Below are 25,015 nucleotides of genomic sequence, written 5' to 3'. Positions count from 1 at the left end.
ACGACCGAAGGAACTAATCTATGTCCAATGATCCATTAGTCGAGGACATCCGCTATGTAGGCGCCCTTCTCGGTGCCATTATCGCCGAGCAAGAAGGGGAGGAGGTGTTCAATCGGGTGGAAAACATTCGGCGCAAGTCCTTCCAGGTGGCCAAGGGCCAAGCCACTATGGAAGAGCTGTTTTCCTCCATCGAGGATATGACCCCCGCGGAAGCGATCCCAGTGGTTCGCGCATTCAATCACTTCGCGCTATTGGCCAATGTGGTCGAGGATATGCACGATGCAACGCATGCCCAAGCGCTGTTGGAACAAGGCGCCCCGCCAGCAGATTCTTCGCTGGAAGCTACGTGGGCCAAGCTTGCCGACGCCCACGTCCCCGAAGCCTCCATCGCCGACTTTGCCCGCAAGGCCGAAGTTGCTCCGGTTTTGACGGCGCACCCGACGGAGACTCGTCGCCGTACGGTCTTCGATGTCCAAGAACACATGTCCGCGCTTTTGGCGCAGCGACGTGCAGTGCTTGAGGCAGCACCGAACGCGCTGACGGAAAAGCGCTTGGCGGACGTCGATAAGCAAATGCGGAGGTGGTTAGCTGTATTGTGGCAGACAGCGCTCATCCGTGTGGCGCGTCCGACGATTAAGGATGAGGTGGAAGTGGGCTTGCGCTACTACAAGCTCAGCTTGCTCAAAGCAATTCCGGAAATCAACCGCCGGGTCACCCAAGAACTAGGTGACCGGTTCGGCGTGGACGAGGTGGATAATGTCGTAATCAAGCCTGGTTCCTGGATCGGCGGCGATCATGACGGCAATCCTTACGTCACCGCAGAGACGCTCAACTATGCTACCCACCGCGCGGCGGAGACCGTCTTGTCCTATTATGTCGACGAGCTTCATGAGCTCGAACACGAGCTTAGCCTTTCCGATCGCATGACCACTGTCACCGACGAGCTCTTAGCGCTGGCTGCGAAAGGGCGAAACGATATCCCCGGTCGCGTGGATGAACCTTATCGGCGGGCGGTTCATGGTTTGCGCGGGCGTATCATGGCGACGCTAGCGGACAAAATCAGCCCCGACGCTGTCGTGGGAACCTGGTTCCTGGAGCACGAGCCTTACGCCAGTTCCAAGGATTTCCTCGCAGATCTCGATGTCATCGATACCTCCCTTCGGGCATCCCACGACGAGCTTATCGCCGACGATCGCCTCGCTGCCTTGCGCGCCGCGGCGTCGTCTTTTGGATTCCATCTGTACTCACTGGATCTTCGGCAAAACTCCGAGTCCTTCGAGGACGTGCTCACCGAGGTCTTCGCTGCCGCCAAAGTCAGCGACAACTATCGTGGATTGGACGAGCACGAAAAGCGCGAGGTGCTGCTGCGCGAACTGGCTAGCCCGCGCCCTTTGTTGGGACAGAAATGGGAAGGCTTTGATGAGGCCACAGTGCGTGAGCTCAATATCTTCCGCGCGGCAGGGGAAGCGGTGGCCAAGTTTGGTCCACGCATGATCCCGCACACCATCATCTCCATGGCGGAAAGCGTCTCCGACATCCTCGAGCCAATGATCTTGCTCAAGGAATTTGGGCTGATTGAGGCTCTCGATGGACACCTCGTCGGCGCGATGGATGTGGCGCCTTTGTTCGAGACCATCGAGGATCTGGGCGCAGGCGCAGGAATTCTGGCCGAACTATGGGAGATTCCGCTGTACCGGGACTACCTAGCGCAGCGTGGGGATCTTCAGGAAGTAATGCTGGGTTATTCGGATTCCAACAAGGACGGCGGATACTTTGCGGCGAACTGGGCCTTGTATGCCGCTGAGACCGAATTGGTGAAGCTTTCTAGGGCCAATGGCATCGACATCCGCCTCTTCCACGGGCGTGGCGGCACCGTCGGCCGTGGCGGTGGCCCCTCCTATGAGGCCGTGTTGGCTCAGCCTAGCGGAGCCGTCAATGCCACGATCCGCATCACCGAGCAGGGCGAAATCATTTCCGCGAAGTATGGCTCGGAGGCCTCCGCACAGCGCAATCTTGAGGCCCTCGTTGCCGCGACCATTGAAGCTACCTTGCTTAATGTGGATGATCTGGGCTCCCACCATGAAGAGGCTTACTCGATCATGCAAGAGATCTCCGACCTCAGCAAAGCCAAGTACACAGCTTTAGCTCACGATGACCCTGGGTTTATCGCCTATTTCACTGGGTCGACGCCACTGGCTGAGATCGGTTCGCTGAATATCGGCTCGCGCCCGTCGTCTCGAAAACAGACGTCCTCCTTGTCGGATCTGCGTGCGATCCCGTGGGTGTTGAGCTGGTCGCAGTCGCGTGTGATGTTGCCGGGCTGGTTCGGAATGGGTACCGCCTTTGATCAGTGGTTGGGGACGGATGAACGCGAAACCCGTTTGGCGAAGCTTCAAGAGCTCAACCGGAACTGGCCATTTTTCAATTCGGTGCTTTCGAATATGGCGCAGGTGATGAGCAAGGCGGAGATGTCCGTGGCCCAGTTCTACTCACAATTGGTCACTGATGAGGCTGCGGCTTGTCGTATCTACGACACGATCGCGGCGGAATTTGAGCTGACCAAGCATATGTATGCCCTTATCACGGGTCATACCGGTCTACTCGATGACAACCCATTGCTCGAGCGTTCAGTGCGATCGCGTTTCCCCTATTTGCTTCCGCTCAACGCCATCCAGTGGCAACTTCTCAAGAAATACCGCGAAGGCAATGCAGCCGAAAACGTCGGATATGGCATCCGTCTTACCATGAACGGGCTTGCCACAGCTTTGCGCAATTCTGGCTAGACAACACGCCCGAGCCCATCGAGGACACCACGTGTCCTATACCTAGACAATCCTGGCTTCGATGGGCAACGGCGTTTGACTTGGTAGCCGAATGCAAGACACATCTGCGAAAAACGTGGGTGCGCCAAGGCTAATGACCCCACGGCCGTGAAGAGGATGAAAGCTTACCGCGTGGGGTCTTCTTTGCGTTGGTCACGCTGACCGACGCCTACGGTGCGCAACCCAACCACACACCACGCTGCTGCCTATTGTGAGACGGACAATAAAAGAAGAGATGGTACGTGTAGTCATGAGTGACTGAAGTAAATAACTACCGTGACTTTCTCAGGAATAACGGAGACCACGATACGAATAACCACGACGCGCTGGTCAAACACACTGCCGGTGGCTAAGCGTGGGATTGATATCGTGTATAATTTCCTTCGTTATGCTGCGCATGCGCACAGTCCTCATTTTTGTGGCTGGGCGCGTGGCTTCTGGCAGGCAGGGATTGCGAGACTTTCAGTTTGCGCTTGCACCTTAGCTGTGTGAAGATTCGTTGGAACCTGCGTAGCAGCGGTGTGGAATTGTTGGCGATTGTCGCGTTCATAGCTTTATGAGTTCGCTAGATTGAGGAAATTGTATGACACTGGCGCTAGAAATTATTCTGATCATTTCGTGCGTGATAATGACCTTGTTCGTCCTGCTGCACAGGGGCAAGGGTGGTGGCCTGTCCTCGCTATTCGGCGGTGGCGTGCAGTCTAACCTGTCCGGTTCCACAGTGGTGGAAAAGAACCTAGATCGCGTGACCATCTTCACCGGCCTGATCTGGATCGCATGCATTATTGGTCTGAACCTGATCCAGGCCTACGGGTCTTAGGATTTCGGGACTCGCTTGGGTACTGAGAACCCCCAAGTTTCCAGCTCACTATTGCGAAAGCGGTGGCCGATACGCCACCGCTTTCTAGTTTGTGCGCAGAAAGTCACCTGCGCAAGTGAAGACCTCGCTACTCGGGCACCCGCGGCGAGGTCTTTTGAGTCTGTAGGCCTATCAGAGCAAGGAGGCCGCTTCCTTGTCTACGATCAGAAGGGTTTCCTTCGTGCCAGTCGCCCCGGCGGCGGGCCAGTCGACGGCCTTTTTTCCATCGACCACGGCCTTGATGGCCTCGGCCTTGGCGGTGCCGGCAGTAACGATCCACACGCGCTTTGCACGATGAACGGCAGGCAGGGTCAATGTCACACGCTCAGCCGGTGGCTTGGGCGAATCGGTCACAGCCACCACGAGGTGTTCTTTTTCCTTGACCGCGGGGGTGTGCGGGAACAAGGAATTGATGTGGCCCTCACCGCCCATGCCCAAAAGGTGCAGATCGAAGCCGTCTGGTGCGAAGTCAGCGAGCACAGCTTCGTAGTTTTCGGCGGCGGCGTTGAGATCGACACCGCCTAGCCCATAACCGTGGATGTTTGCCTCTGGGATATCAACGTGCTCGAGGAGCGCCTCGCGGGCTTGGCCCTCATTGGATTCTGGATCCGTTACCGGCACGTTGCGCTCATCGCCGAAGAAGACATGAACGCGTTCCCAGTCGATGTCGTGGTTGACCAGTTTCCGAAGCATAGCGATGCCGGGGCCACCGCCTGTCAGGACGATGCGCGCGATTCCGTCACCCGAGACGCCGCCGCGTTTGGCAACCTTTCGAACCACTTTCGCAAAACGTTTAGCCGCCTCTTCGGCAACTGCCTCCGCATCCGGTTGGGCAACAACTTCCACGTTAAAACTCCTCTTCTCGATTGAAATTGTGTCTCATTCGTGTCTGTGGGAACAGCGAGTGAATTCTTATCAGCTTAACCTAGACAGGTGGGGTCGGACGGATTGATGTCCGTTTGGCCTCGGGTTAAGAGCGACAAGGGTCCGAAAAAGCCCGCGCGAATCAGCGCGGGCGTAGAACTAGATTTCCGGGTACGCCACGTGGGCAAGTCCCAGCAAGGCCCGCTGATAGGCCACGTCGGGATCGAGGTGACGCAGCTCCTCGGCGAGGCAGTCTGCAGTCGTGCGGCGCGAAATGGCAACCAAGGCCGGTTCCTTTCCTGGGAATGAAACCGCAAGCGTTTGCTGATCCGGCAGCACCTCGAGAACCACCGTCCCGGAAGGGCGATCGAGCTCGATGCGGCTTACCGGAATGGAATCGGCATCGCAGGCTCCAGCCTGCGGGTCGACGAGCCTGGATACGGGAACACCCAGGCGATCCATCAACCATCCGGCCGCCAAGTCGACGCTCGGGGAGCCCACCGGACCTGCCACGCGCACTTCTTGAACCATTTCGTGTGGCGGTTGGTCGAGCGCTGAGGCAACTACTCCGCGCCAGGGCGTCAGCCGTGCCCAGGCGATGTCGCTGTCACCTGGAACATAGTGGTTCTTGCGATGATAGAGAGCATCCTCGTGGACATCGAAGAAACAATCGGTGATGCGGCGCTGTGCAATCTGGCCCATGGGATCGGATGCGGGATCCACCGGAGCGGAATACGGCCACCAGGCAACGATGGGGGTATCCGGCAGTAGCAGCGGAGTGACCACGTGGACGAGATTCTTCGACACCTTGCCGTCAAGGTTAATCAGGATCACTTCCGAGGCGCCAGCGTCACCACCGATACGGACCTCTGCGTCGATGCGTGAGGGTTCTGCGGACTCATCGCCTTGGATAAGAACGATGACACGGGAGGGATGCTCGCGGGAGGCCTCGTTTGTCGCCCTGATGACGGCCTCGACGTCATCCTCTTGATGGGCGATGACGATGAGCGAGAGAACGCGGCTGGTGGTGACCTGGCCGCCGGTGTCGCGAATACGCACGAGCGTTTTCGCGATCTCCCGGGTGTTTGAATCCGGTAATTCAAAGATCATGGCTTTTCCTTTTGAAAATCAACCACTCGGTGGCGGCTAAGGGCGGCGCCAGACGCGGGATTCGCGTGCCAGCATGCGGTCGGCGGACTCTGGTCCCCAGGTACCCGCCGGGTACTCCTCCGGGCGTCCGGATTTGGCCCAATACTGCAAAATCGGATCCAGGATCTTCCAGCTCAACTCAACCTCTTCGTTGGTCGGGAATAGGCTCGCCTCGTCGAGGAGGGCATCAAGGATCAAGCGCTCGTAAGCCTCAGGGGATTCTTCGGTAAACGCCTCAGAGTAGGAGAAGTCCATGTTGACGTCCCTGACTTCCATGGCTGAGCCGGGGACTTTGGAGCCGAAGCGCATGAGCATGCCCTCGTCGGGCTGGACGCGAATGACCACCACATTTTGGCCTTGGGCATGCCTGGTTCCGGCATCAAAGGGTTGGTGTGGCGCATCCTTGAATACAAGCGCGATTTCGGTGACCCGTCGGCCGAGGCGTTTGCCTGTGCGGAGATAGAAGGGGACACCGGCCCAGCGACGGGAATTGATCATCAGCGTGCAGGCCGCATAGGTTTCGGTGGTGGAGTCAGGATCGAACCCCTCCTCGTCGCGTAGACCAGGAACGAACTCGGATCCTTGCCAGCCGGCGGAGTACTGGCCACGGGCTGTAGTTCGAGCGAAGGGTTCTACCGGTGTGGTTGCGCGCAGCACCTTAATCTTTTCTGCTTGGAGTTCCTCCGGGGTAAAGTCAATCGGTTCCTCCATGGCCACCAAAGCCAATAGTTGAATGAGGTGGTTTTGAATGACGTCACGGGCAGCGCCGATGCCGTCGTAGTAGCCTGCGCGGCCACCGAGACCGATGTCTTCGGCCATCGTGATTTGCACGTGGTCAACGTAGTGGGAGTTCCACAACGGATCGAAAAGCTGGTTGGCAAAACGCAATGCCATGATGTTCTGGACGGTTTCCTTGCCCAGGTAGTGGTCGATACGGAAGACCGACCTTTCGGGAAATACCGAATTGATGAGGTTATTGAGCTGCTTGGCGGACTCTAGATCGTGCCCGAAGGGCTTTTCAATGATCACGCGACGCCATGAGGCACCTGGTCCCTGGGCCATGCCCGAGCGTTGCAACTGATGACAAACATCGGAGAAGTTGTCCGGCGGTACGGAGAGATAAAACGCCCAGTTACCTGCTGTACCTCGCTCAACATCAAGCTCACCCAGGCGAGTGGCTAGGTTATCGAAGGCGGCATCGTCGTCAAAGTTGCCAGTGACAAATTCCATGCCTTCGGCCAGACGTGCCCACACGTTATCGCGGAAGTCGGTGCGGGCACCAGCCTTGACGGCCTTTTCAACGTAGGCCTCGAACTCCGCCTTGGACCAGTTGCGGCGACCGTAGCCGACGAGTGTGAAACCAGCGGGCAGGAGGCCACGGTTAGCCAGGTCATAAATGGCGGGCAGGAGTTTCTTGCGCGCGAGGTCGCCGGTGACTCCGAAGATAACCATGCCAGAAGGCCCGGCGATGCGGGGGAGACGCTTGTCTTGCTTGTCTCGAAGAGGGTTGCTCCATGTCTCGTCGCCGAACCGGGCATCGGAAGGCTCGCTCGAGTCCGAAGGAGTAATCAATCCTTCAAATGGATTGCTAGTAGTCACTGGTTCATTCACGTCCTTGGATTTTACCCATCCACACCGTCGTGTGTGAGAATAGGCTTGTTTTTGCCCGATTGCTCACAGATTATTGCAATCAGAGTGCCAGTTGCCTTGTGCACCAACCTTGCGTGCTCGTGCTAGCTGGGCGAGGGCACCGTGAAATGGGCGCTTGGTGCGGGCAGCTGGGAAAAAATTCCGCATCTTCGAGTCGCCGCTAAGGAAGGTGCTGGATGAGGGTGCGCGACAACAAGTCGCACGCTAGCTCTCCGACGTTGACCTGTCCGCACCCGGCGGGATGTATCTACCCCGCCGGGTTAGTTCCAATAATTAGGCCAGGCGAGCGCCCATCTTTTCCAGCAGTTCGTTCCACGCTGCAACGAACTTGTCCACACCCTCGCGCTCGAGAACCTCGAACACGTCGGCAAAGTCGATTCCAGCGGCGGCGATGGCTTCCATCGTGCCGGCAGCGGTGGCATCGCCCAAGGTGGCGCCACGAATGTCGTCGGCGGCAAGGACGGCGTCGATGGTTGCTTCCGGCATGGTGTTGACCGTGTGAGGTCCGGCAAGTTCGGTGACGTACAGCGTGGGGGAGTATTCCGGGTTCTTCACGCCGGTCGAGGCCCAAAGCGGGCGCTGTACATTGGCGCCAACAGGTAGCTCGGCCTTGGCGAACTCCTCCTCAAACAGGGCGTAGGCCAGCTGCGCGTTGGCCACGCCAGCCTTGCCGCGCAGGGCGAGTGCCTCAGCTGAACCGATCTCCTCGAGACGGCGGTCGACCTCGGTGTCGAGGCGGGAGACGAAGAAAGAGGCCACGGAGTAAATGGACGACACGTCCACTCCGGCGGCTGCGGCACGCTTGATGCCATCGATGTACGCAGCGATAACTTCGCGGTAGCGCTCGATGGAGAAAATCAGGGTCACGTTGACGCTAATTCCTTCTGCCAAAGCATCAGAGATGGCTGGCAGGGAGCCAGGGGTTGCAGGAATCTTGATCATGACGTTCGGGCGATCGACCTTGGCCCACAGCTCGCGAGCCTGGGCAAGGGTGGCCTCGGCGTCGGCGGAAATGCGCGGGTCGACCTCGATGGACACGCGTCCATCCTCGCCGCCCGAGGCCTCGAAAGTCTCCGCGAAGATATCGCACGCATCGCGAACGTCGTCAATGCTCATTGCGTAGACGGCTTCATCGACGGATGCGCCTGCGGCCTTGAGCTGAGCAATCTGTGCATCGTATGCCGTTCCCTTACTCATTGCTGCGGCAAAGATCGCTGGGTTGGTGGTCACGCCGACGATGGACTTGGTGGTAAGCAATTCCTTGAGGTTTCCACTCGTAATGCGCTCACGGGACAGATCATCAAGCCAGGTGGAGGTGCCAGCTTGGGCAAGTTTGTCAATTGCGTTCATAAAGGATCATCCTTTTCGAAAATATGAAGGAAAAGTGGAAGTAAATGTCAAAATTCTAAGGTCGCGGCTGGGTACAACTCTGGAAGCACACCGGCGACGACGGACATGCTGGGCAGGAATATCGAAAGGCATTGGAGGGGTCTTTCATTCCAGGTTGCCAAGCCCTAGGCCATGCCAAGGCACATCACGGCTGTCACTCGCGATCATCTGCCATGAGGAAACGATCTCTGCACGGCCCTACCGTGCGCAACGGAAATGCGGCCGGAGAAATTTCCCCCGCCTGTCGGCGCGAAGAAAGCTCGGAGACGGGCAGGAAATCAACCATGATGCCAGGTTCTTGGGTGCATCTGAGTCCGCGAAAGGAAGCTATCGTTTCATTTCCTGAAGCTCATCCAGAGTTTCCCCAGTTGTTAGACCACAACACGGCGGTGCAAAAAGAGGGCCACCAACTGAGCTTTCATTCAATTGATGACCCTCTCAACACCGGTCCCAAACAAAGCGAGATGGCGTTGCTTAGACGCTGTGTGACTCTAGGCGTCTAGCGACTCGTGTGCGGCCGCGACGACGGCCTCGGCGGTAATGCCGAATTCCTCAAAGAGCTTCTCATAGGGTGCCGATGCGCCGAAGTGCTCGAGCGACACCGCGCGGCCCTTGGTGCCCAGCAGGCGGTACCACGGCATCGCGATGCCAGCCTCGACGGAAACTCGTGCCGTGACCGCAGTAGGAAGGACCGACTCTTGGTACTCGGCGTCCTGCTCGAGGAACCAATCCAGGCAAGGAACCGAAACCACTCGTGCAGCCACGCCCTCGGCTTCGAGGGTCTTCGCTGCTTCGACGGCCAACTGAACCTCGGAGCCGGTACCCATGAGAATAACGTCAGGAGTTTCCTTGGAGCCTTCGACCAGAACGTAGGCGCCGCGAACGACGCCCTCGCGAGCCTTCTCCTTCGTGCCCTCCAAAACGGGGACGTTCTGACGGGTCAGGGCCAGACCCTTGGGCGACTCCTTGTACAGCAATGCGGCGCGCCATGCTGCTGCGGTCTCGTTTGCGTCGGCGGGACGCAGCATGGAAACGCCGGGGATGGCGCGCAGCGAAGCAAGCTGCTCGACCGGCTGGTGGGTCGGGCCGTCCTCGCCAAGGCCAATGGAGTCGTGGGTCCAGACGTAGTAGGCGTCGGTGCCCATCAGGGCTGCCAGGCGAACAGCCGGGCGCATGTAATCGGAGAAGATGAGGAAGGTGCCGCCGTAGGCGCGGGTGCCACCGTGCAACGCAATGCCATTGATGATCGAGCCCATGGCATGCTCGCGGATGCCGAAGTGCAGGTTGCGTCCACCGGGCTCGGTGCTCCAGGTCTCGGTAGTGATGGAGGCCGGGCCGAAGGAAGGTTCGCCCTTGATGACGGTGTTGTTGGAGCCGGCCAAGTCGGCGGAACCGCCCCACAGCTCAGGCAGGGTCTTGCCCAGTGCCTGCAAGGTAGCCTCAGAGGCCTTACGGGTTGCAACACCCTTCGGGTCGGCATCCCAGGTAGGAAGCTGCGCATCGAAGTCTTCCGGAAGCTCACGCTTGCTCAGACGCTCGAAAAGTGCGAGGTTGTCGGGGTTGGCGGCAGCCCATGCGTCGAAGGACTTTTGCCACTCGGCGTGCTTTGCGGCGCCGCGCTCGGTCAGCTTGCGGGTGTGCTCGATGACAGAATCGGCAACGTCGAAGGTCTTGTTTGGATCGAAGCCCAATGCCTCCTTGGTGCCAGCAACCTCGGCATCGCCTAGGGCGGCACCGTGAACCGCACCAGAGTTCATCTTGTTCGGGGCAGGGTAGCCGATGACGGTACGTACGCGGATGAAGGTCGGGCGGGATGTATCCTTCTTTGCCTCTGCGACAGCAGCCTCGAAAGCGACGACGTCCTCGCCGCCCTCGATCTCGAGAACCTGCCAGCCATATGCCTTGTAGCGGTCGACGACCTTTTCGGTGAAAGCAATGGCGGTGTCCTCTTCGATGGAGATGTGGTTGTCATCCCAGAACACGATGAGGTTGCCCAGCTCTTGCGTGCCTGCCAACGAGCACGCCTCAGCGGTAACGCCTTCCTGCAGGTCGCCGTCGGAGGCGATGACGTAGATGTAGTGATCGAAAGGCGAAGTACCAGCGGGGGCTGCGGGGTCGAATAGTGCGCGCTCACGACGGGCTGCCATGGCCATGCCGACCGCGGAAGCGAGGCCTTGCCCGAGCGGGCCGGTGGTGATTTCCACACCCTTGGTGTGGCGGTATTCCGGGTGCCCTGGGGTCAAAGAACCCCATGTGCGCAGCGCCTTGAGATCGTCAAGCTCGAGGCCAAATCCGCCCAAGTAAAGCTGGATGTATTGAGTCAGGGAAGAGTGACCACAAGACAGTACGAAGCGGTCACGGCCGGCCCACTCGGTGTCGTTCGGGTCGAGGTTCATCACTCGCTGGAACAGGGTGTATGCCAAAGGCGCCAGAGACATCGCGGTGCCCGGGTGTCCGGAACCGCACTTTTGAACGGCATCGGCTGCCAGCACGCGGACGGTGTCCACGGCTAGGGTGTCGGTGTCGGTCCAATCGGCAGGGTAGTTGCGAGTGGTGAGAGCCTGAAGCTCAGGAGACAAAGTCACGAATTCCGTCCTTATTATGCATAGGGAATTTCACATCGGGATTTCGAGCGGGCCACCATACTGCCCCGGCACTGCGGAGTTGATTGGGGATCGCCCCCGTATCAAGAAAGCGGTGTCACAATCCAGGAACTGGATTCTGGCGCGGCGCCGACCTTCCTCGATCACCGTGAGCACTGTGGGCACAGCGGGCACCATGCCGATTTCGGCGGAAGCGCACCACGTGTGTGGATCAGTGATCGGTATGAGGAATGCAGTATGCGGATCATCAAGAAAATGACGCCTCTACTATTGTAGTCGCCTTGGCTCTACAAAGGGACACCGCTTCGGGCAAAATCGGTCATTTCTTTGTGTGGGAAACACAACTTTTCGACCACATTATTTGTGACCTGCATTAATGAGCGCGCTGCTGGTCCTAGCAATCACAATTCTTCACTCGTGCGCGAGAGGTGCAAAAGAAAATTAACAGGTTGTGCAATCTACGTGGTGGTGGAAGAGAAGTGACCGAGGGTAGGGCGAATGCATTCTATTTCCCATCTCCGTGACTATCGAGGGGGCATTGGAGATTGTGTGCACAATGTGGAGGCAGGCTTGGGCTGGGCCTGTTTCATCGTGGGGTGGCCAGCTGCTGGATTTGTGTGTATCCAACTTTTGTTCCCATCCATCGGATACCAATGGTGGATAACCCCGGCGGGGTGGGGTTGAGGAGTGTCGTTTCAACAAACCTGAAATAAAGGGCTACCATTGTGAGGCTAAGAAAACCCAGCCCCCTGCTGTGGTCAGCGATCTACCGCGCAAACTTTTCCTCATGTGGGATACGAAGCGCTGTTTGGGGCCCTCAATTACCCCTGCGCAGCGCACAATAATGGGAGCGTTGCGCCTCCGATTCCGGTCGTTGGTGTGGTGCTGGGAACTTTTTATGCTCGGTAACCGACTAGTCGGTGCCTGATGTGTCATCAAAAAGGGTGGCACGTTTCTTTGACGTTAGAGATTTGCTGGAGGAAGTCCTTTGGACACGATCAAGGCCTATATCGCATTGACGAAGCCGAGAGTGATCGAACTCCTTTTGGTTGCCACGATTCCAGCGATGCTTCAGGCTGAGCGTGGAGAGACAAACATCCTGCTCATCTTGCTCACCCTCGTTGGTGGCTGGATGGGAGCTGCAGCTGCCAACACCTTTAACATGGTCGCCGATTCCGATATTGATCAAAAGATGGGCCGCACCCGGGCCCGTCCGTTGGTTCGGCATAAGGTCACCAACCAGCAGGCTACGATCTTTGCGTGGACGCTGACTATCGTGAGCTTCCTGTGGTTGTGGCTGCTGTGCAATTCGCTGCTTGCGGCCGTGTTCGTGACGATCACCATCATGTTCTACATCTTGATCTACACCAAGATCCTGAAGCGTCGCACCCATATGAATATCGTCTGGGGCGGGGCCGCCGGATGCATGCCGGTTGTTGTTGGCTGGGCGGCAGTAACCGACAATCTGCCAGAAGGGGTGCCGCATCAGTGGTGGCAGGCGATCGTATTGTTTATGATCATCTTCTTCTGGACCCCTCCGCACACGTGGGCATTGGCCATGAAGTATAAGGATGATTATGCCGCTGCTGGCGTGCCCATGCTTCCTGTGGTGCGCACCGCCGAGCAGGTGACGAGGCAAATCGTCTGGTACACCCTCGCCACCATTGTCACGACCTTCTTATTGATCCCGGCCGCCGGATGGATTTACGCCGTCATTTCGGTGGTTGCAGGCATCTGGTTCTTGGTGATGGCAATCGTGCTCCATAACGGCATCAAAAATGGCGCTCCCGTCAAGCCTTTGAAGCTTTTTATCCTCTCAAACAACTATCTCGCCTTGTTATTTGTTGGCCTGTCCGTTGACGCCGTGCTCGGCCTCCCGACCATCGGAAGCATGCTGGGTTGGACCACCACTTTCTTCTAAACACTGGACTCACAGGTATCGCGAAGCCGCTAGGTGGGCGGTCCTACCTCCAGTGGTGCGAGTTGCCTTAAGTTGCACGTTGGCCACGTTTCGGCCGCAACCGCCACAGCCTCATCGCTCGCAGGCTGTGGCGTTTTTTGCTTGCCGACGACCGCGGTGTCCGGGTGCCCGGGTGCTTGGAAGGCGTGGAGATGCGCGAGCACACTCTGATTGCACGCCTGAGAATGCGTTAGGGAAGTAGGCGGTGGGGCTCGCCAACGTTGCGACGAGCCTGTGGAGGCAGGCAGTCGGGTACAAGTGACCCATCAGAGCCCACAACATCCGTCATCGCCGACGCAGATAACAACTACACGCTCCACGAAGACAAGCACGGTGCGGGGTGCGGCCTGGGAACGTCGGAAAGCACAAATCCGCCTCCCCAGATGATTGGGGAGGCGGATTGAGGTCGAAACGAAAGCAGTGAAGCTAGTTTGGGCTATACCTTGGCTAGAGCAGCGCGTTTGGTGTCCCCCTCGGGGCTGCCCGTAACCCACGTGTTCGGTCCCATGCGCTCGACGCCGGTGGCAAAGAGCAAGGCGCTAAAAGCTACGACGAAGGAGCACAGACCGATGTGAAGCGGAACCGTCCACAGGGGCACTCCCAGCCGGTACTGTGCGATACCAACGGCAGCCTGAACAATGATGAAGAAGATCAAGGTCCAGCCGAGACGTTGCGAGCGCTGCGGGGCGCGCTGGAAGATCAGCAAGGCCACGAGCACCACCGTGATTGCGAGGTAGGCGTACATCACCCAGGCGTGAACGTGCGCCATCATATCGATGTCTACTTCGAGGCGGCCCTCCATGCCGACGCCCTCGTCGCCGGAGTGCGGGCCAGCACCGGTAGTCATCGTGCCGGTCACCAACACCGCTGACATCACCACGGCAGAGATAAAGCTCAAGCCCCGGGTGCTGCTTTGCAGCACGGTGCGACGGGTGCCATCATCGGGTTCTTGAATGCGGGTGTAAAGGATGCCTGCGGCCCACACGAGGATCATTGAGGGCAGGAAGTGCAGGGCAACGGCCCACCACTGCAGATCCAGCAGAACCGAGATGCCGCCGATGACCGCCTGCACGACAATGCCGAAGCATTGGAAAAGGGCGTGGTTGACGATTTCCTTGCGGCGATGTGCAGAAAGTACGGCGATGAGGACGGAGACGGCGAGGGCAACCAGGACGAAGGTCAGCATGCGGTTACCAAACTCGATGGCTTGGTGCACAGCGGGTGCAGCCCCTTGGACGGGCACCAGAGATCCTTCTTGGCAGTTCGGCCACGTATCGCAGCCCAGGCCGGAACCGGTAACACGAACGATGGAGCCGGTAATGGTGATGGCGCCTTGCGCGATCAGCAATGCCAGCGCGAGCTTCTTCTGCGTGGACATGGCCGGGGCAAAACGCCCAAGGAGTCCGGATGAGGGAGTCGTTGGTGTAGTAGTCACGAATACCCATACTAATGGAGCACCAACCAAAAACCGGTGTCCGAATTCCCCAAACGGGCGTGGCATATCCCACGAAAGTGGGAGAGCCGCTCCCAACTAAGGTTTGGAACGGGCCGAAAATTACATGTGGCCTGTGCTTTTGCCTCTAAAACCTAAAGTACAGGCTGGGTGGGTGTGGGTGTTCAATGGGCGCCGGAAGAGCATATCTTCCACAAGACTAGGAAAAGCGGAACCACTTCGTGGCGATCGCGGTTCCCACAATGAGCCAGCCAAGCAAAATGATTAGTTGCACTCCCGGGCAGTTGCCTTCTGATGCATAGAGGATGCCGTCGGAAAGCGAAATGCTTGGCACGATTTGGAAAGCCGGGCTTGGATTGTCCGGGGCGCGGAACAACAAAAGGGCCGCAGCGCCAATCAAGGCGATCCACATCAGGTTGGCAAGCCCCAAAACAAGCTCGGAAGAAAGCGTGCCACCCATGGCCATGCCGAGCGACGTAAACGCGGCCACTCCGAGAAAAAACACGCATGTCACGTAGAAAGCCCCGCTGCCTGTGGTGTGCCAACCCAAAAGGAGAGCAGCCGTACCCAGCACGAGGAGCTGGAGCACCGAGACCGCAACCACGCCGAGGATCTTGCCGACGATAATCGTCCAGCTGGGCACCCCGCTGGCGCCGGTGCGTTTCAGTGCACCATAGCGACGATCGAAGGCCAAAGAAATGGCCTGGCCGGTAAAACCGGAACTCATCGCAGCTATCGCCAACATCAGCGGGAATCCCTTGTGTAACGGATCCGGATCGTCGATGATGGGCAAAGTGGCAACGGCAATGAGCATCCCCAGCGGAATGATAAAGCTGAGCAAGAGCTGTTCGCCGTGGCGCAGAAACAAGGTAGCTTCGATCTTTCCCTGTGCCAGCAGCATGGCACCAACCGAGGCTCGCTGTGGGTTGGGTGAAAACGTGCCTGGCGCGAAGGTGAACTCGGTGGGGTCGAGGGTCTCGTCGGCGGTAAAGCTTTCAGAAGTCTTTTTCATGATGATCTAGCTCCTCAGGCTGCGGCCGGTGATGTCTAAGAAGACATCCTCCAACGAGCTGGTTTCGGAATCGAGATTGGTAATGAGCACGTCCTGTGCCTTCGCGGCCGTGGCGATGGCAGTAATAAGCGCAGGGGTAGCCGGCTTGTTGCTCGTGTAGGTCAACGGTCGTCTCTCCGCGACGCCGAGCGTGTGAAGCCCGGCGATGGAGCTACCTTCGAAAGTAAAATCCTGCGAGAGATCGAGCGCGGTGGCGGTGGAGAAGTTGAGGTGGTGGGTCTTTGCGCCTCTATTGCGAAGCTCATCGATGGTTCCCCAGGCGACCAGCTTGCCGTGATCGATGATGGCCACGCGGTCGGCTAGAGCTTGAGCCTCGTCCATGAGGTGGGTGGTAAGCACCACGGTGACCCCATCCTCGCGGAGTTTCTCGATGATCTTCCACACCAAAAGCCGGGACTGGGCATCTAGTCCAGCAGTTGGCTCATCGAGGAACACCAATTCGGGCCGGCCGATCAGAGCTAGTGCAAGCGAGAGGCGTTGCTGCTGGCCACCGGAAAGGCGCCGGTAGGTGGTGTTGCGAACATTTTCTAGCGCCACAAGTTTGAGCAGCCACTCAGGATCGAGCGAGTTCTCGTTGTATGAGGCGGCAAGCTTGATCATCTCACCGACCTTGATTCCGGAATAGCTGCCACCGCCTTGCAGCATGATGCCGATGCGGCGCCGCACCTCATCCGGGTGTTGGCTGGGATCAATGCCAAGGACGCGAACCTGTCCTGACGTTGCCTTAGTAAAGCCCTCACAGATCTCGATGGTGGTGGTCTTGCCAGCGCCATTGGGGCCGAGAAAGGCAAGGATCTCGCCTCGTTGGACGCTTAAGCTCAGGCCTGCGACGGCCTGTTTGTTGCCATAAGTCTTTACTAGGTCTTTGATTACCAGGGCCGGTGCGAGTTGATTGCTGTCACGCGAATCCACAGGAATCTGCCCACGATGCCCGCTTGGTGCTGGGCTAAAGTTCTCGTGCGTCACGAACAAACAGTTTAGGACATGATTCCCCGACGGCGGTTAATCCACATCGCGAAGGTGATAAGACACAGGAATCCGGCGAGTGAACCGACGTAGATGGAGACAACCGTGCCCGGCGGCAGCCCCATGCCGCGGGGCAGCACCATGAAGGATACAAACACCGAGTACACCACGACGGCGAAGCGGAAAAACAGGCGGTTGGCCCACGGCGCGGTTGGGAAAACGGCCCACAGGATGTACCAGGGGTGTACGACGGGGAAGAAGATCACCAAAACCAAGGTGGATACCCCCAACGCGCCAATGGCGTTGATGCGCCCGGCGAAGCTGGCAAGGAGCATGCGCAGCATGAAAGCGACCGCGATGCCGACGCCGATCAACCTCGTGAATGAAAGGATGGCTTCCGTGTGATCACCTAGGCCCAGTACCATGGCCCACCAGCCGGAGATAACACCCACCGAGGTTGACAGCGACATCCAGCTTCTAATTGTCGCCGCTCCGCCTTGTCCGGTAATCCAGCCGATGCCGATGCCGCTGGCAATCGTGACGATCGCGATGCTGGCTACCAAGACGACAGCCTGGACTGCGATGGCGACGATGAGTGCTATGCCTCGACGCTGGCCTCGCGCGTGCAGGCTTCGGGCAAGCACCACGCCCACGAAGCCAAGCCCGATAAACCCTGACACCTTGACCATGCCTGCGCACGAGATGAGAAACCCGGATGCGCCGACCAGAAGCCAACCGCTGCGATGTAACTCGAGCCGAATGCGATCGCAGCCGATGAGGCCGACCTCGAAGCCAGCAAGCGCTAGGCCGAGCATGATGGATTCGTTGTGGATGCCTGCGATCAGATGCAGCAGCGTCAGGGGGTTGAGTATGCCCAGCCATAACGCTGCCTGGGGAAGTACGCGGCATCGTCTGGCGAGTCGGTACATGGCCCACGCGGCGATGGACACGCCCGCGATGGAGACGAGTCGATGGGCGATGACCCCAAGCGCTATGGAGTCGCCGGTCGCAATCGAAATCCATTCCGCGATTCCCAGTGATACCGGCCCATAGGGCGAGGGGGAGTGCGCCCAAATAAAAGGAACGCTGCGCGCGAGGGGATCATCGGTACCCAAGAGGTCCACTGGTCCGCCGGAATAGGGATCCATTTCCAGCCGTACGATCTTGCCGTTGGCGAGATAGGAGTAGATATCCTGGGTAAACATCGGCGCCGAGACCACAATGGGCAGCGTCCACGCGATAAAGGTTCGCCGCAGCATGGATACGCTGACCACGGAATCAATGCGGCTTCTGTGGCGAAACTGCACGCCACAAAAGGCCGACATGCCAAGCCAGGCAAGGACCAACAGGCCTACGCCGATAAAGCACAGCATCATCGATGTCTGCAGCATGCGCCCCATGATGGAGCCGAAGGGGGCATGGGTATAAGGGTTATCAACAACCGGTAGCGCGCCCGCGCCGAGCCCGCCGATTCCAAGGAGTAAAGCCCCGACGGTGCCGGTCCACCGAAGAAAGGCGAATCGACGCAATTGCCCGAAAGCCAATGGAGAAAGTGTGACTACCTGGATCTCGGATGGAGTTTTTTCTGAATGGTCACGAGTGCGCGTGTGGGCTTCGGCATCCGCGCCGGAAGGGGTCTTCACTGGCCCGTTTTCGGGGGAGGCTGCACTGTCCGCGAGGGCTTGTGCGTCCTCGCCACAAGGCGGGGAGGCTACTCCTGTGCCGAATGCCTCGTTTCTCGGGGATCTCCCGGACTGTGCCTCAGGGGCGCGCGTGGTGCGAGTGGCTTGCTCGGCGGCGGGTTCAGCCTCGGTGGCACGAGCCGATTCTTGGTCGGTGACAAAGAGTAGATCCTCCTCGGAGGCGTGCAGGCTGGAGCTGCGCGAACCGGCCCGCCCCATGCGGGGCAGCTCCCCAACTAGGGCTTTCCACAAAGCCTTCGGACCATACTTCACGAGGGTCAAGTCTAGCGAGGAACCTGTTATTGCACGGCGAGCGCCTCACGGGCAGCCTTCTATCGGTACGTGGCATACGCTTCGTTTGTTCAACGCTCCAATCCAAGGGGCAGGAGGGTTGTTTGCTGCGGTGCTGGATTCTTCCACTCCACTTTCGGTCTTTCGCCGCATTTTTGCTGCTTGCCGACGCCAACTGCTTCCCGGTGGCGCGACGAGTCTTCACGACGCGGATTTTCTTTAACGACAAAGTCCAGGGAAACGTCTGAGCCCTCTGTGTCTTGAATTCTTGTATTGGGGAGTGCGAACCGTAGGCGTCGGAAAGCAAAAAAACGACGGCTACTTTCGAACTCAAACGGGGCATGCAGGGTAAGGCTCGCGCTAAGGAAGGTGCCGTCTACCTGCTGAAAGGCAGTGGTGCCACAGGGGTGGAATGTGGTTTCAAAAATGTGAGTGTGAAAAGTTGGCGCAAATGGGGGGTTGATAGGCGGAATAGATTTAAGGAACACTAGTGTTGTCTAAAGGTGTTAGGACTTGAGTAGTGCAGGAGGTGAAGATCCCCGATATGACAGCAAATACGAAACCGCAGGTAGCGCGAACGCACAACCAGACTGGTGGTGGAGCTGTGGCCGGGCGTGCCAAGAGCCATGCAGGCGATTCGCGCACCACCGACGGCGAAACCCGCAAGCACATCATGCAGCTTCTGCTTCAACGGGGTGCAAGCTCAGCGACTGATCTCTCCCAGGTTTTGGGGCTTTCAGCCACCGGAATCAGAAGACACCTAGACATCCTCGTCGACGAAGGCCTCGCCGAAGTAGCCCCGCCGCGAAAAGTGGCAGGAGAAAAGGCGCGCGGACGTCCCGCCAAGGCCTTCAGGCTCACGGATCAGGGTCGTGGCCACTTCGGACACAACTACGATTCGCTTGCCGCCCAAGCACTGTCTACGCTTCGAGAGACGGGCGGGGATGAGGCCGTCAAGGCCTTTGCCCGCAAACGCGCAGCGCAGATAGTAGCAGGGGTGCAAACGCCAGCCGATGAGGACGCGGACTCTCTGGAACAAGCAGCGCAGGCCGTGGTGGACGCGTTTAGCAAGAACGGCTACGCAGCCACCGTCACCAACGCTGGCCAGGGTGTGCAAATCTGCCAACACCATTGCCCGATAGCCGGCGTGGCGGCGGAATTCCCCGAACTGTGCGAGGCGGAACATGAGGTCATCGCCAGCCTGCTGGGCCATCATGTCCAGCCTTTGGCCTCCATTGCCGACGGACACGGCATTTGCACTACGAATATTCCCATCACTCCTATCGTGAAAAACTCACCCAGAACTCCCGAAGAAAGGAGCGGTTCATGACTCAGGCGACTACAAACCCTGGTGTTACTGCACCTTCCACCGACGACGAGATCATCGAGTCCATCGGTCCTTACAACTATGGTTGGCATGACTCGGATGCCGCCGGTGCTGCGGCCCGTCGTGGCCTCAATGAGGATGTCGTCCGTGACATTTCCGCCAAGAAGAATGAGCCCGAGTGGATGCTGGAGCAGCGCCTCAAGGCGCTGAGCCTGTTCAAAAAGAAGCCCCTGCCAACCTGGGGTGCCGATCTTTCCGACATCGACTTCGACAACATCAAGTACTTCGTCCGCTCCACCGAAAAGCAGGCCACCAGCTGGGAAGAGCTGCCAGAGGACATCAAGAACACCTACGACAAGCTGGGTATCCCGGAGGCCGAGAAGCAGCGCCTCGTTGCAGGTGTCGCCGCCCAGTACGAGTCCGAGGTGGTCTACCACCAGATCCGTGAGGACCTGGAGTCCCAGGGTGTCATTTTCGTCGACACCGACACCGCCCTCAAGGAGCATGAGGAGCTGTTTAAGGAGTACTTCGGCACCGTTATCCCGGCAGGTGACAATAAGTTCTCCGCGCTCAACTCAGCCGTGTGGTCCGGTGGCTCCTTCATTTACGTGCCCAAGGGCGTTCACGTGGAGATCCCGCTGCAGGCCTACTTCCGCATTAACACCGAGAACATGGGTCAGTTCGAGCGCACGCTCATCATCGTCGACGAAGATGCCTACGTCCACTATGTGGAGGGCTGTACCGCTCCGATCTACAAGTCCGACTCCCTGCACTCCGCGGTAGTCGAGATCATCGTCAAGAAGGGCGGCCGCTGCCGCTACACCACGATCCAGAACTGGTCGAATAACGTCTACAACCTCGTCACCAAGCGCACCAAGTGCGAAGAGGGTGCGACGATGGAATGGATCGACGGCAACATCGGTTCCAAGGTCACCATGAAGTACCCGGCCGTGTGGATGACCGGCCCGCACGCCAAGGGCGAGGTGCTCTCCGTCGCTTTCGCCGGCGAAGGCCAGTTCCAGGACACCGGCGCCAAAATGGTGCACATGGCTCCTTACACCTCCTCTAACATCGTGTCCAAGTCCGTGGCACGCGGCGGTGGACGTGCTGCCTACCGTGGCTTGGTGCGCATCAACGCCAACGCCCACCACTCCACCTCCAACGTCGAGTGCGATGCGCTGCTGGTGGACAACATCTCTCGTTCGGACACCTACCCTTACAACGACATTCGCAATGACCACGTCTCGCTGGGACATGAGGCGACCGTCTCCCAGGTTTCCGAGGAGCAGTTGTTCTACCTCATGTCGCGTGGCATCGCCGAGGACGAGGCCATGGCCATGATCGTCCGCGGCTTCGTCGAGCCGATTGCCAAGGAGCTTCCGATGGAGTACGCCCTCGAGCTCAACCGCCTAATTGAACTGCAGATGGAAGGATCGGTGGGCTAGTTTCATGACCTCCGTACAACCGAAAAACGCAACGGTCCACAACACCAAGGGTGACCTGTTCCGTTCCTTCGACGTCGAGGACTTCGCCGTCCCGCACGGCAAGGATGAGGTCTGGCGTTTCGTCCCGCTGCGTCGCCTGCGCGGGCTTCACGACGGCACCTTCGCCGAAGCCACCACTCCGGCAGTGTCCGTCACCGTCCCGAGCGGTGCCGAAGGTGTCACCACCGAGACCGTCGCGCTGAACGATCCGCGCGTGGGACGCACCGGCGCCCCCATCGATCGCACAGGCGCACAGGCTTTCAGCTCAGCCAGCGAGGCGACCTACATTGGCTTCGCCAAGGACAGCGTCAACTCCGCGCCCGTGGTGATCTCCGTCGAGGGCAAGGGTGTAGGGGTTACCTCTTTCGGCCACCTGGTCGTGGAAGTGGAGCAAGGTGCCAGCGCCGTGGTGGATCTGCGTTACACCGGCTCTGGCACCCACGCCGACAACGTGGAGTTCGTCGTGGGCGACAATGCCAAGCTCACCGTCATCGTCGACGCCTCCTGGAATGACGACGCAGTTCACCTGTCTGGCCAGCAGGCACAGTTGGGCCGCGATGCCACTCTGCGCCACAACACCGCCGTCTTCGGTGGTGAGATCGTGCGCTTGGTCCCGCGCGTGCAATTTACCGCCCCCGGCGGCGACGCGGAGCTGCTCGGCGTTTACTTCGCCGACGATGGACAGTTCTTCGAGCAGCGCCTCCTCGTCGACCACGCTGTCCCGAATTGCCGTTCCAACGTACTGTACAAGGGTGCGCTTCAGGCCGATCCGGACTCTGACAAGCCGGAAGCCCGCACCGCCTGGGTGGGCGATGTGCTCATCCGCTCTAACGCACAGGGCACCGACACCTACGAGGCCAACCGCAACCTGGTGCTCACCGAAGGCGCACGCGCCGACGCCGTGCCGAACCTTGAGATCGAGACCGGCGAGATCGTCGGCGCCGGCCACGCAGCCACCGTCGGCCGTTTCGACGACGAGCAGGAGTTCTACCTGATGTCCCGTGGCATCCCGCCAGAGGAAGCTCGTCGCCTGATCGTCCGCGGCTTCTTCTCCGAGGTCATCGGCCGCATCCCCGTTGCGGAGATCCGCGAAGAGCTGGAAAACCGCGTCAGCGCCGAGCTTGCCAGCCTGCAGGGTAAGCAGGCAAAGAACTAAAAGCGCACGACTCAAGCCCACCGCTAACCCATAGACTTGAAAGAACTTTGATGAGCACTCTTGAAATCCGCAACCTGCACGCCCAGGTCATCCCAAACGATGAAAATGCCGCTCCGAAGGAGATCCTGAAGGGCGTCAACCTCACCATCAATTCCGGTGAGACTCACGCCATCATGGGCCCGAACGGATCCGGAAAGTCCACCCTGGCCTATACCCTGGCTGGCCACCCACGCTATGAAGTCACCGAGGGCGAGGTGTTGCTCGACGGCGTGAACATCCTTGAGCTCGAGGTTGACGAGCGCGCCCGCGCCGGCCTATTCCTGGCCATGCAGTATCCGACCGAGATCCCGGGCGTTTCGATGGCTAACTTCCTGCGCTCTGCCGCAACCGCCGTGCGTGGCGAGGCACCGAAGCTGCGCGAGTGGGTCAAGGAGGTCCGGGAGGCCCAGGATCGGCTTTCCATCGACAAGTCCTTCGGCGAGCGCTCCGTGAACGAGGGTTTCTCCGGTGGCGAGAAGAAGCGCCACGAGGTACTTCAGCTAGACCTGCTGAAGCCGAAGTTTGCGGTGATGGACGAGACCGACTCCGGTCTCGACGTCGACGCCCTGCGCATCGTTTCTGAGGGAATCAACCGCTACCAGGAGCAAACCAATGGCGGAATCTTGATGATCACCCACTACAAGCGCATCCTGAACTACGTCCAGCCTGACTTCGTACACGTTTTTGCCAACGGCCACATCATCACCTCCGGTGGCCCAGAGCTCGCCGATGAGCTGGAGGCCAACGGCTACGACCGCTTCCTGAAGTAGTACTTCGGCAAGCAGACAATTGAGCCGCTAGGTTGTCGGCTACAGCGACCGCTGCGGCACTATCGTTGGGATACCGGCCTTCGCATCACTTCTCGCTTGCCTTGTCATTGCGGAATTTTTCCGGGTAAGGCAAGCGTTATGCGTGAGTAACGGGAAGGTATCCCACCTTCGTTTACTACTTTTGAATCGACACCTACATGTCAGATACGCAGACTTCTTTCCTCCTCGACAACGGTGAGCTCAACGTTGCAAAGATCCGTGCGGAATTTCCCATACTGTCTCGCACGGTGCGCGATGGCAAGCCGTTGGTCTACCTCGACTCCGGAGCAACGTCGCAACGCCCGGAGCGGGTCTGGCGCGCGGAGGAGCATTTCGTACTCCACACCAACGCCCCCGTACACCGCGGCGCCTACCAGCTCGCTGAGGAAGCCACCGATGCCTACGAAGATGCACGCGAAGCGATTGCCGCGTTCGTCGGAGCCGACCCCTTCGAGTTGGCCTTTACCAAAAACGCCACGGAGGCATTAAACCTTGTCGCATACACCTTAGGTGATGATCGAGCGGGTGCCCTAAAGGTTACGGAAGGTGACACGGTCGTTGTCACTGAGCTTGAACACCACGCGAACCTTGTCCCGTGGCAGGAGCTGTGCCGGCGTACAGGAGCCACCCTCAAGTGGTACAAGTCCACCGCCGACGGACGTATCGACCTCGACTCCTTGGAGCTTGACTCCTCGGTCAAGGTCGTGGCGTTTACACACCAGTCCAACGTTACAGGCGCCGTTGCCGATGTTGCGGAATTGGTTCGTCGCGCCCGTGCGGTCAACGCCCTCGTTGTCTTGGATGCCTGCCAATCCGTGCCACACATGCCGGTGAATTTCCATGAGCTTGACGTTGACTTTGCCGCGTTTTCGGGGCACAAGATGCTTGGTCCAGCCGGTGTCGGTGCCGTTTATGGTAAAGCCGAGCTCCTCGATCAGCTTCCACCGTTTTTGACCGGAGGTTCCATGATCGAGGTGGTGACGATGGAAAAGACCACCTTTGCCGCCCCGCCGCAACGCTTCGAGGCCGGGACACAGATGACCTCTCAGGTGGTGGGACTCGGCGCAGCCGTGACGTTCTTGCAGGAAATCGGCATGGACAACATTGCTGCACACGAGCATAAACTCACGGCTTATGCCCTAGAAAAGCTCGGTGCCATCAAGGGGCTGCACATCATCGGTCCCACCACAGCAGACAACCGTGGTGGTGCCATTAGCTTTGTCGTCGATGGCATCCACCCGCACGACCTTGGCCAATTGCTCGATAATTACGGTGTGTGCATCCGCGTGGGTCATCACTGTGCGTGGCCGATTCATCGCAGCCTTAACGCCCAGTCGACTGCGCGTGCGTCCTTCTACCTCTACAACACCACTGAGGAGATCGACGCGCTCGTGGAGGCGATCATAGCGGCAAAGAAGTTCTGGGGGATCGAGGACTAAT

At 58.9% G+C, this 25,015-nt stretch carries 17 protein-coding genes; 8 read left to right on the top strand and 9 right to left on the bottom strand.

Features of this window, described 5'->3' with window-relative positions:
• Positions 1–20 precede the first annotated feature (20 nt).
• Both ppc and secG read left to right on the top strand, forming a co-directional pair.
• On the top strand, positions 21–2,783 hold the full coding sequence (gene ppc, locus PAB09_RS07350; protein WP_271033062.1) for a phosphoenolpyruvate carboxylase: 2,763 nt from the start codon (positions 21–23) through the stop codon (positions 2,781–2,783).
• Positions 2,784–3,405: 622 nt separating this feature from the next.
• Positions 3,406–3,642 (top strand): preprotein translocase subunit SecG, encoded by a 237-nt coding sequence (gene secG / locus PAB09_RS07345; RefSeq protein WP_271033061.1) that lies wholly within the window; start codon positions 3,406–3,408, stop codon positions 3,640–3,642.
• A 171-nt stretch (positions 3,643–3,813) separates the two neighbouring features.
• On the opposite strand, the gene pgl is transcribed toward secG, so the two are convergent.
• The 5 genes from pgl to tkt form a co-directional block, all read right to left on the bottom strand.
• On the bottom strand, positions 3,814–4,527 hold the full coding sequence (gene pgl, locus PAB09_RS07340) for a 6-phosphogluconolactonase (protein ID WP_271033060.1): 714 nt from the start codon (positions 4,525–4,527) through the stop codon (positions 3,814–3,816).
• A 177-nt stretch (positions 4,528–4,704) separates the two neighbouring features.
• Positions 4,705–5,655, bottom strand: a complete 951-nt coding sequence (locus PAB09_RS07335; protein ID WP_271033059.1) for a glucose-6-phosphate dehydrogenase assembly protein OpcA — start codon at positions 5,653–5,655, stop codon at positions 4,705–4,707.
• A 36-nt stretch (positions 5,656–5,691) separates the two neighbouring features.
• Positions 5,692–7,263 (bottom strand): glucose-6-phosphate dehydrogenase, encoded by a 1,572-nt coding sequence (gene zwf / locus PAB09_RS07330; protein ID WP_271035322.1) that lies wholly within the window; start codon positions 7,261–7,263, stop codon positions 5,692–5,694.
• A gap of 354 nt (positions 7,264–7,617) precedes the next feature.
• Positions 7,618–8,694 (bottom strand): transaldolase, encoded by a 1,077-nt coding sequence (gene tal, locus PAB09_RS07325; RefSeq protein ID WP_271033058.1) that lies wholly within the window; start codon positions 8,692–8,694, stop codon positions 7,618–7,620.
• Between the two features lie 530 nt (positions 8,695–9,224).
• Positions 9,225–11,318 (bottom strand): transketolase, encoded by a 2,094-nt coding sequence (tkt, locus tag PAB09_RS07320; RefSeq protein ID WP_271033057.1) that lies wholly within the window; start codon positions 11,316–11,318, stop codon positions 9,225–9,227.
• Positions 11,319–12,324: 1,006 nt separating this feature from the next.
• Between tkt and PAB09_RS07315 the strand changes: the two genes are divergently transcribed.
• On the top strand, positions 12,325–13,257 hold the full coding sequence (locus tag PAB09_RS07315; protein WP_271033056.1) for a heme o synthase: 933 nt from the start codon (positions 12,325–12,327) through the stop codon (positions 13,255–13,257).
• Between the two features lie 475 nt (positions 13,258–13,732).
• Here the strand turns inward: PAB09_RS07315 and PAB09_RS07310 are convergent, their stop codons facing one another.
• The 4 genes from PAB09_RS07310 to mptB all read right to left on the bottom strand — a co-directional run bounded on the left by PAB09_RS07310 (position 13,733) and on the right by mptB (position 18,742).
• A complete protein-coding gene (locus PAB09_RS07310; RefSeq protein ID WP_271035321.1) occupies positions 13,733–14,674 on the bottom strand; it encodes a COX15/CtaA family protein in 942 nt (313 codons plus the stop codon).
• Positions 14,675–14,948: 274 nt separating this feature from the next.
• A complete protein-coding gene (locus PAB09_RS07305; protein WP_442873650.1) occupies positions 14,949–15,761 on the bottom strand; it encodes an ABC transporter permease in 813 nt (270 codons plus the stop codon).
• Positions 15,762–15,767: 6 nt separating this feature from the next.
• On the bottom strand, positions 15,768–16,739 hold the full coding sequence (locus tag PAB09_RS07300) for an ABC transporter ATP-binding protein (protein ID WP_271035319.1): 972 nt from the start codon (positions 16,737–16,739) through the stop codon (positions 15,768–15,770).
• A 59-nt stretch (positions 16,740–16,798) separates the two neighbouring features.
• The gene (mptB, locus tag PAB09_RS07295; protein WP_271033055.1) at positions 16,799–18,742 is read right to left on the bottom strand and encodes a polyprenol phosphomannose-dependent alpha 1,6 mannosyltransferase MptB; all 1,944 of its coding nucleotides are present in this window, start codon (positions 18,740–18,742) and stop codon (positions 16,799–16,801) included.
• Between the two features lie 691 nt (positions 18,743–19,433).
• Here mptB and PAB09_RS07290 point away from each other — a divergent pair.
• From PAB09_RS07290 to PAB09_RS07270, 5 genes are all read left to right on the top strand, one after another.
• A complete protein-coding gene (locus PAB09_RS07290) occupies positions 19,434–20,090 on the top strand; it encodes a helix-turn-helix transcriptional regulator (RefSeq protein WP_271035318.1) in 657 nt (218 codons plus the stop codon).
• Positions 20,087–21,532 (top strand): Fe-S cluster assembly protein SufB, encoded by a 1,446-nt coding sequence (gene sufB, locus PAB09_RS07285; RefSeq protein WP_271033054.1) that lies wholly within the window; start codon positions 20,087–20,089, stop codon positions 21,530–21,532. Before PAB09_RS07290 ends, sufB begins: the two co-directional genes overlap by 4 nt.
• Before the next feature lie 4 nt (positions 21,533–21,536).
• Positions 21,537–22,727, top strand: a complete 1,191-nt coding sequence (sufD, locus tag PAB09_RS07280) for a Fe-S cluster assembly protein SufD (RefSeq protein ID WP_271033053.1) — start codon at positions 21,537–21,539, stop codon at positions 22,725–22,727.
• Between the two features lie 50 nt (positions 22,728–22,777).
• Complete coding sequence (gene sufC, locus PAB09_RS07275; RefSeq protein ID WP_271033052.1) at positions 22,778–23,536, top strand: Fe-S cluster assembly ATPase SufC; 759 nt, start codon at positions 22,778–22,780, stop codon at positions 23,534–23,536.
• A 197-nt stretch (positions 23,537–23,733) separates the two neighbouring features.
• Entirely contained in the window at positions 23,734–25,014 is a 1,281-nt protein-coding gene (locus tag PAB09_RS07270; RefSeq protein ID WP_271033051.1) for a cysteine desulfurase, read from the top strand.
• Position 25,015: the final 1 nt, after the last annotated feature.

The organism is Corynebacterium sp. SCR221107 (assembly GCF_027886475.1).
Lineage (GTDB): Bacteria > Actinomycetota > Actinomycetes > Mycobacteriales > Mycobacteriaceae > Corynebacterium.
This window is presented reverse-complemented; position numbering and strand designations above follow the sequence as displayed.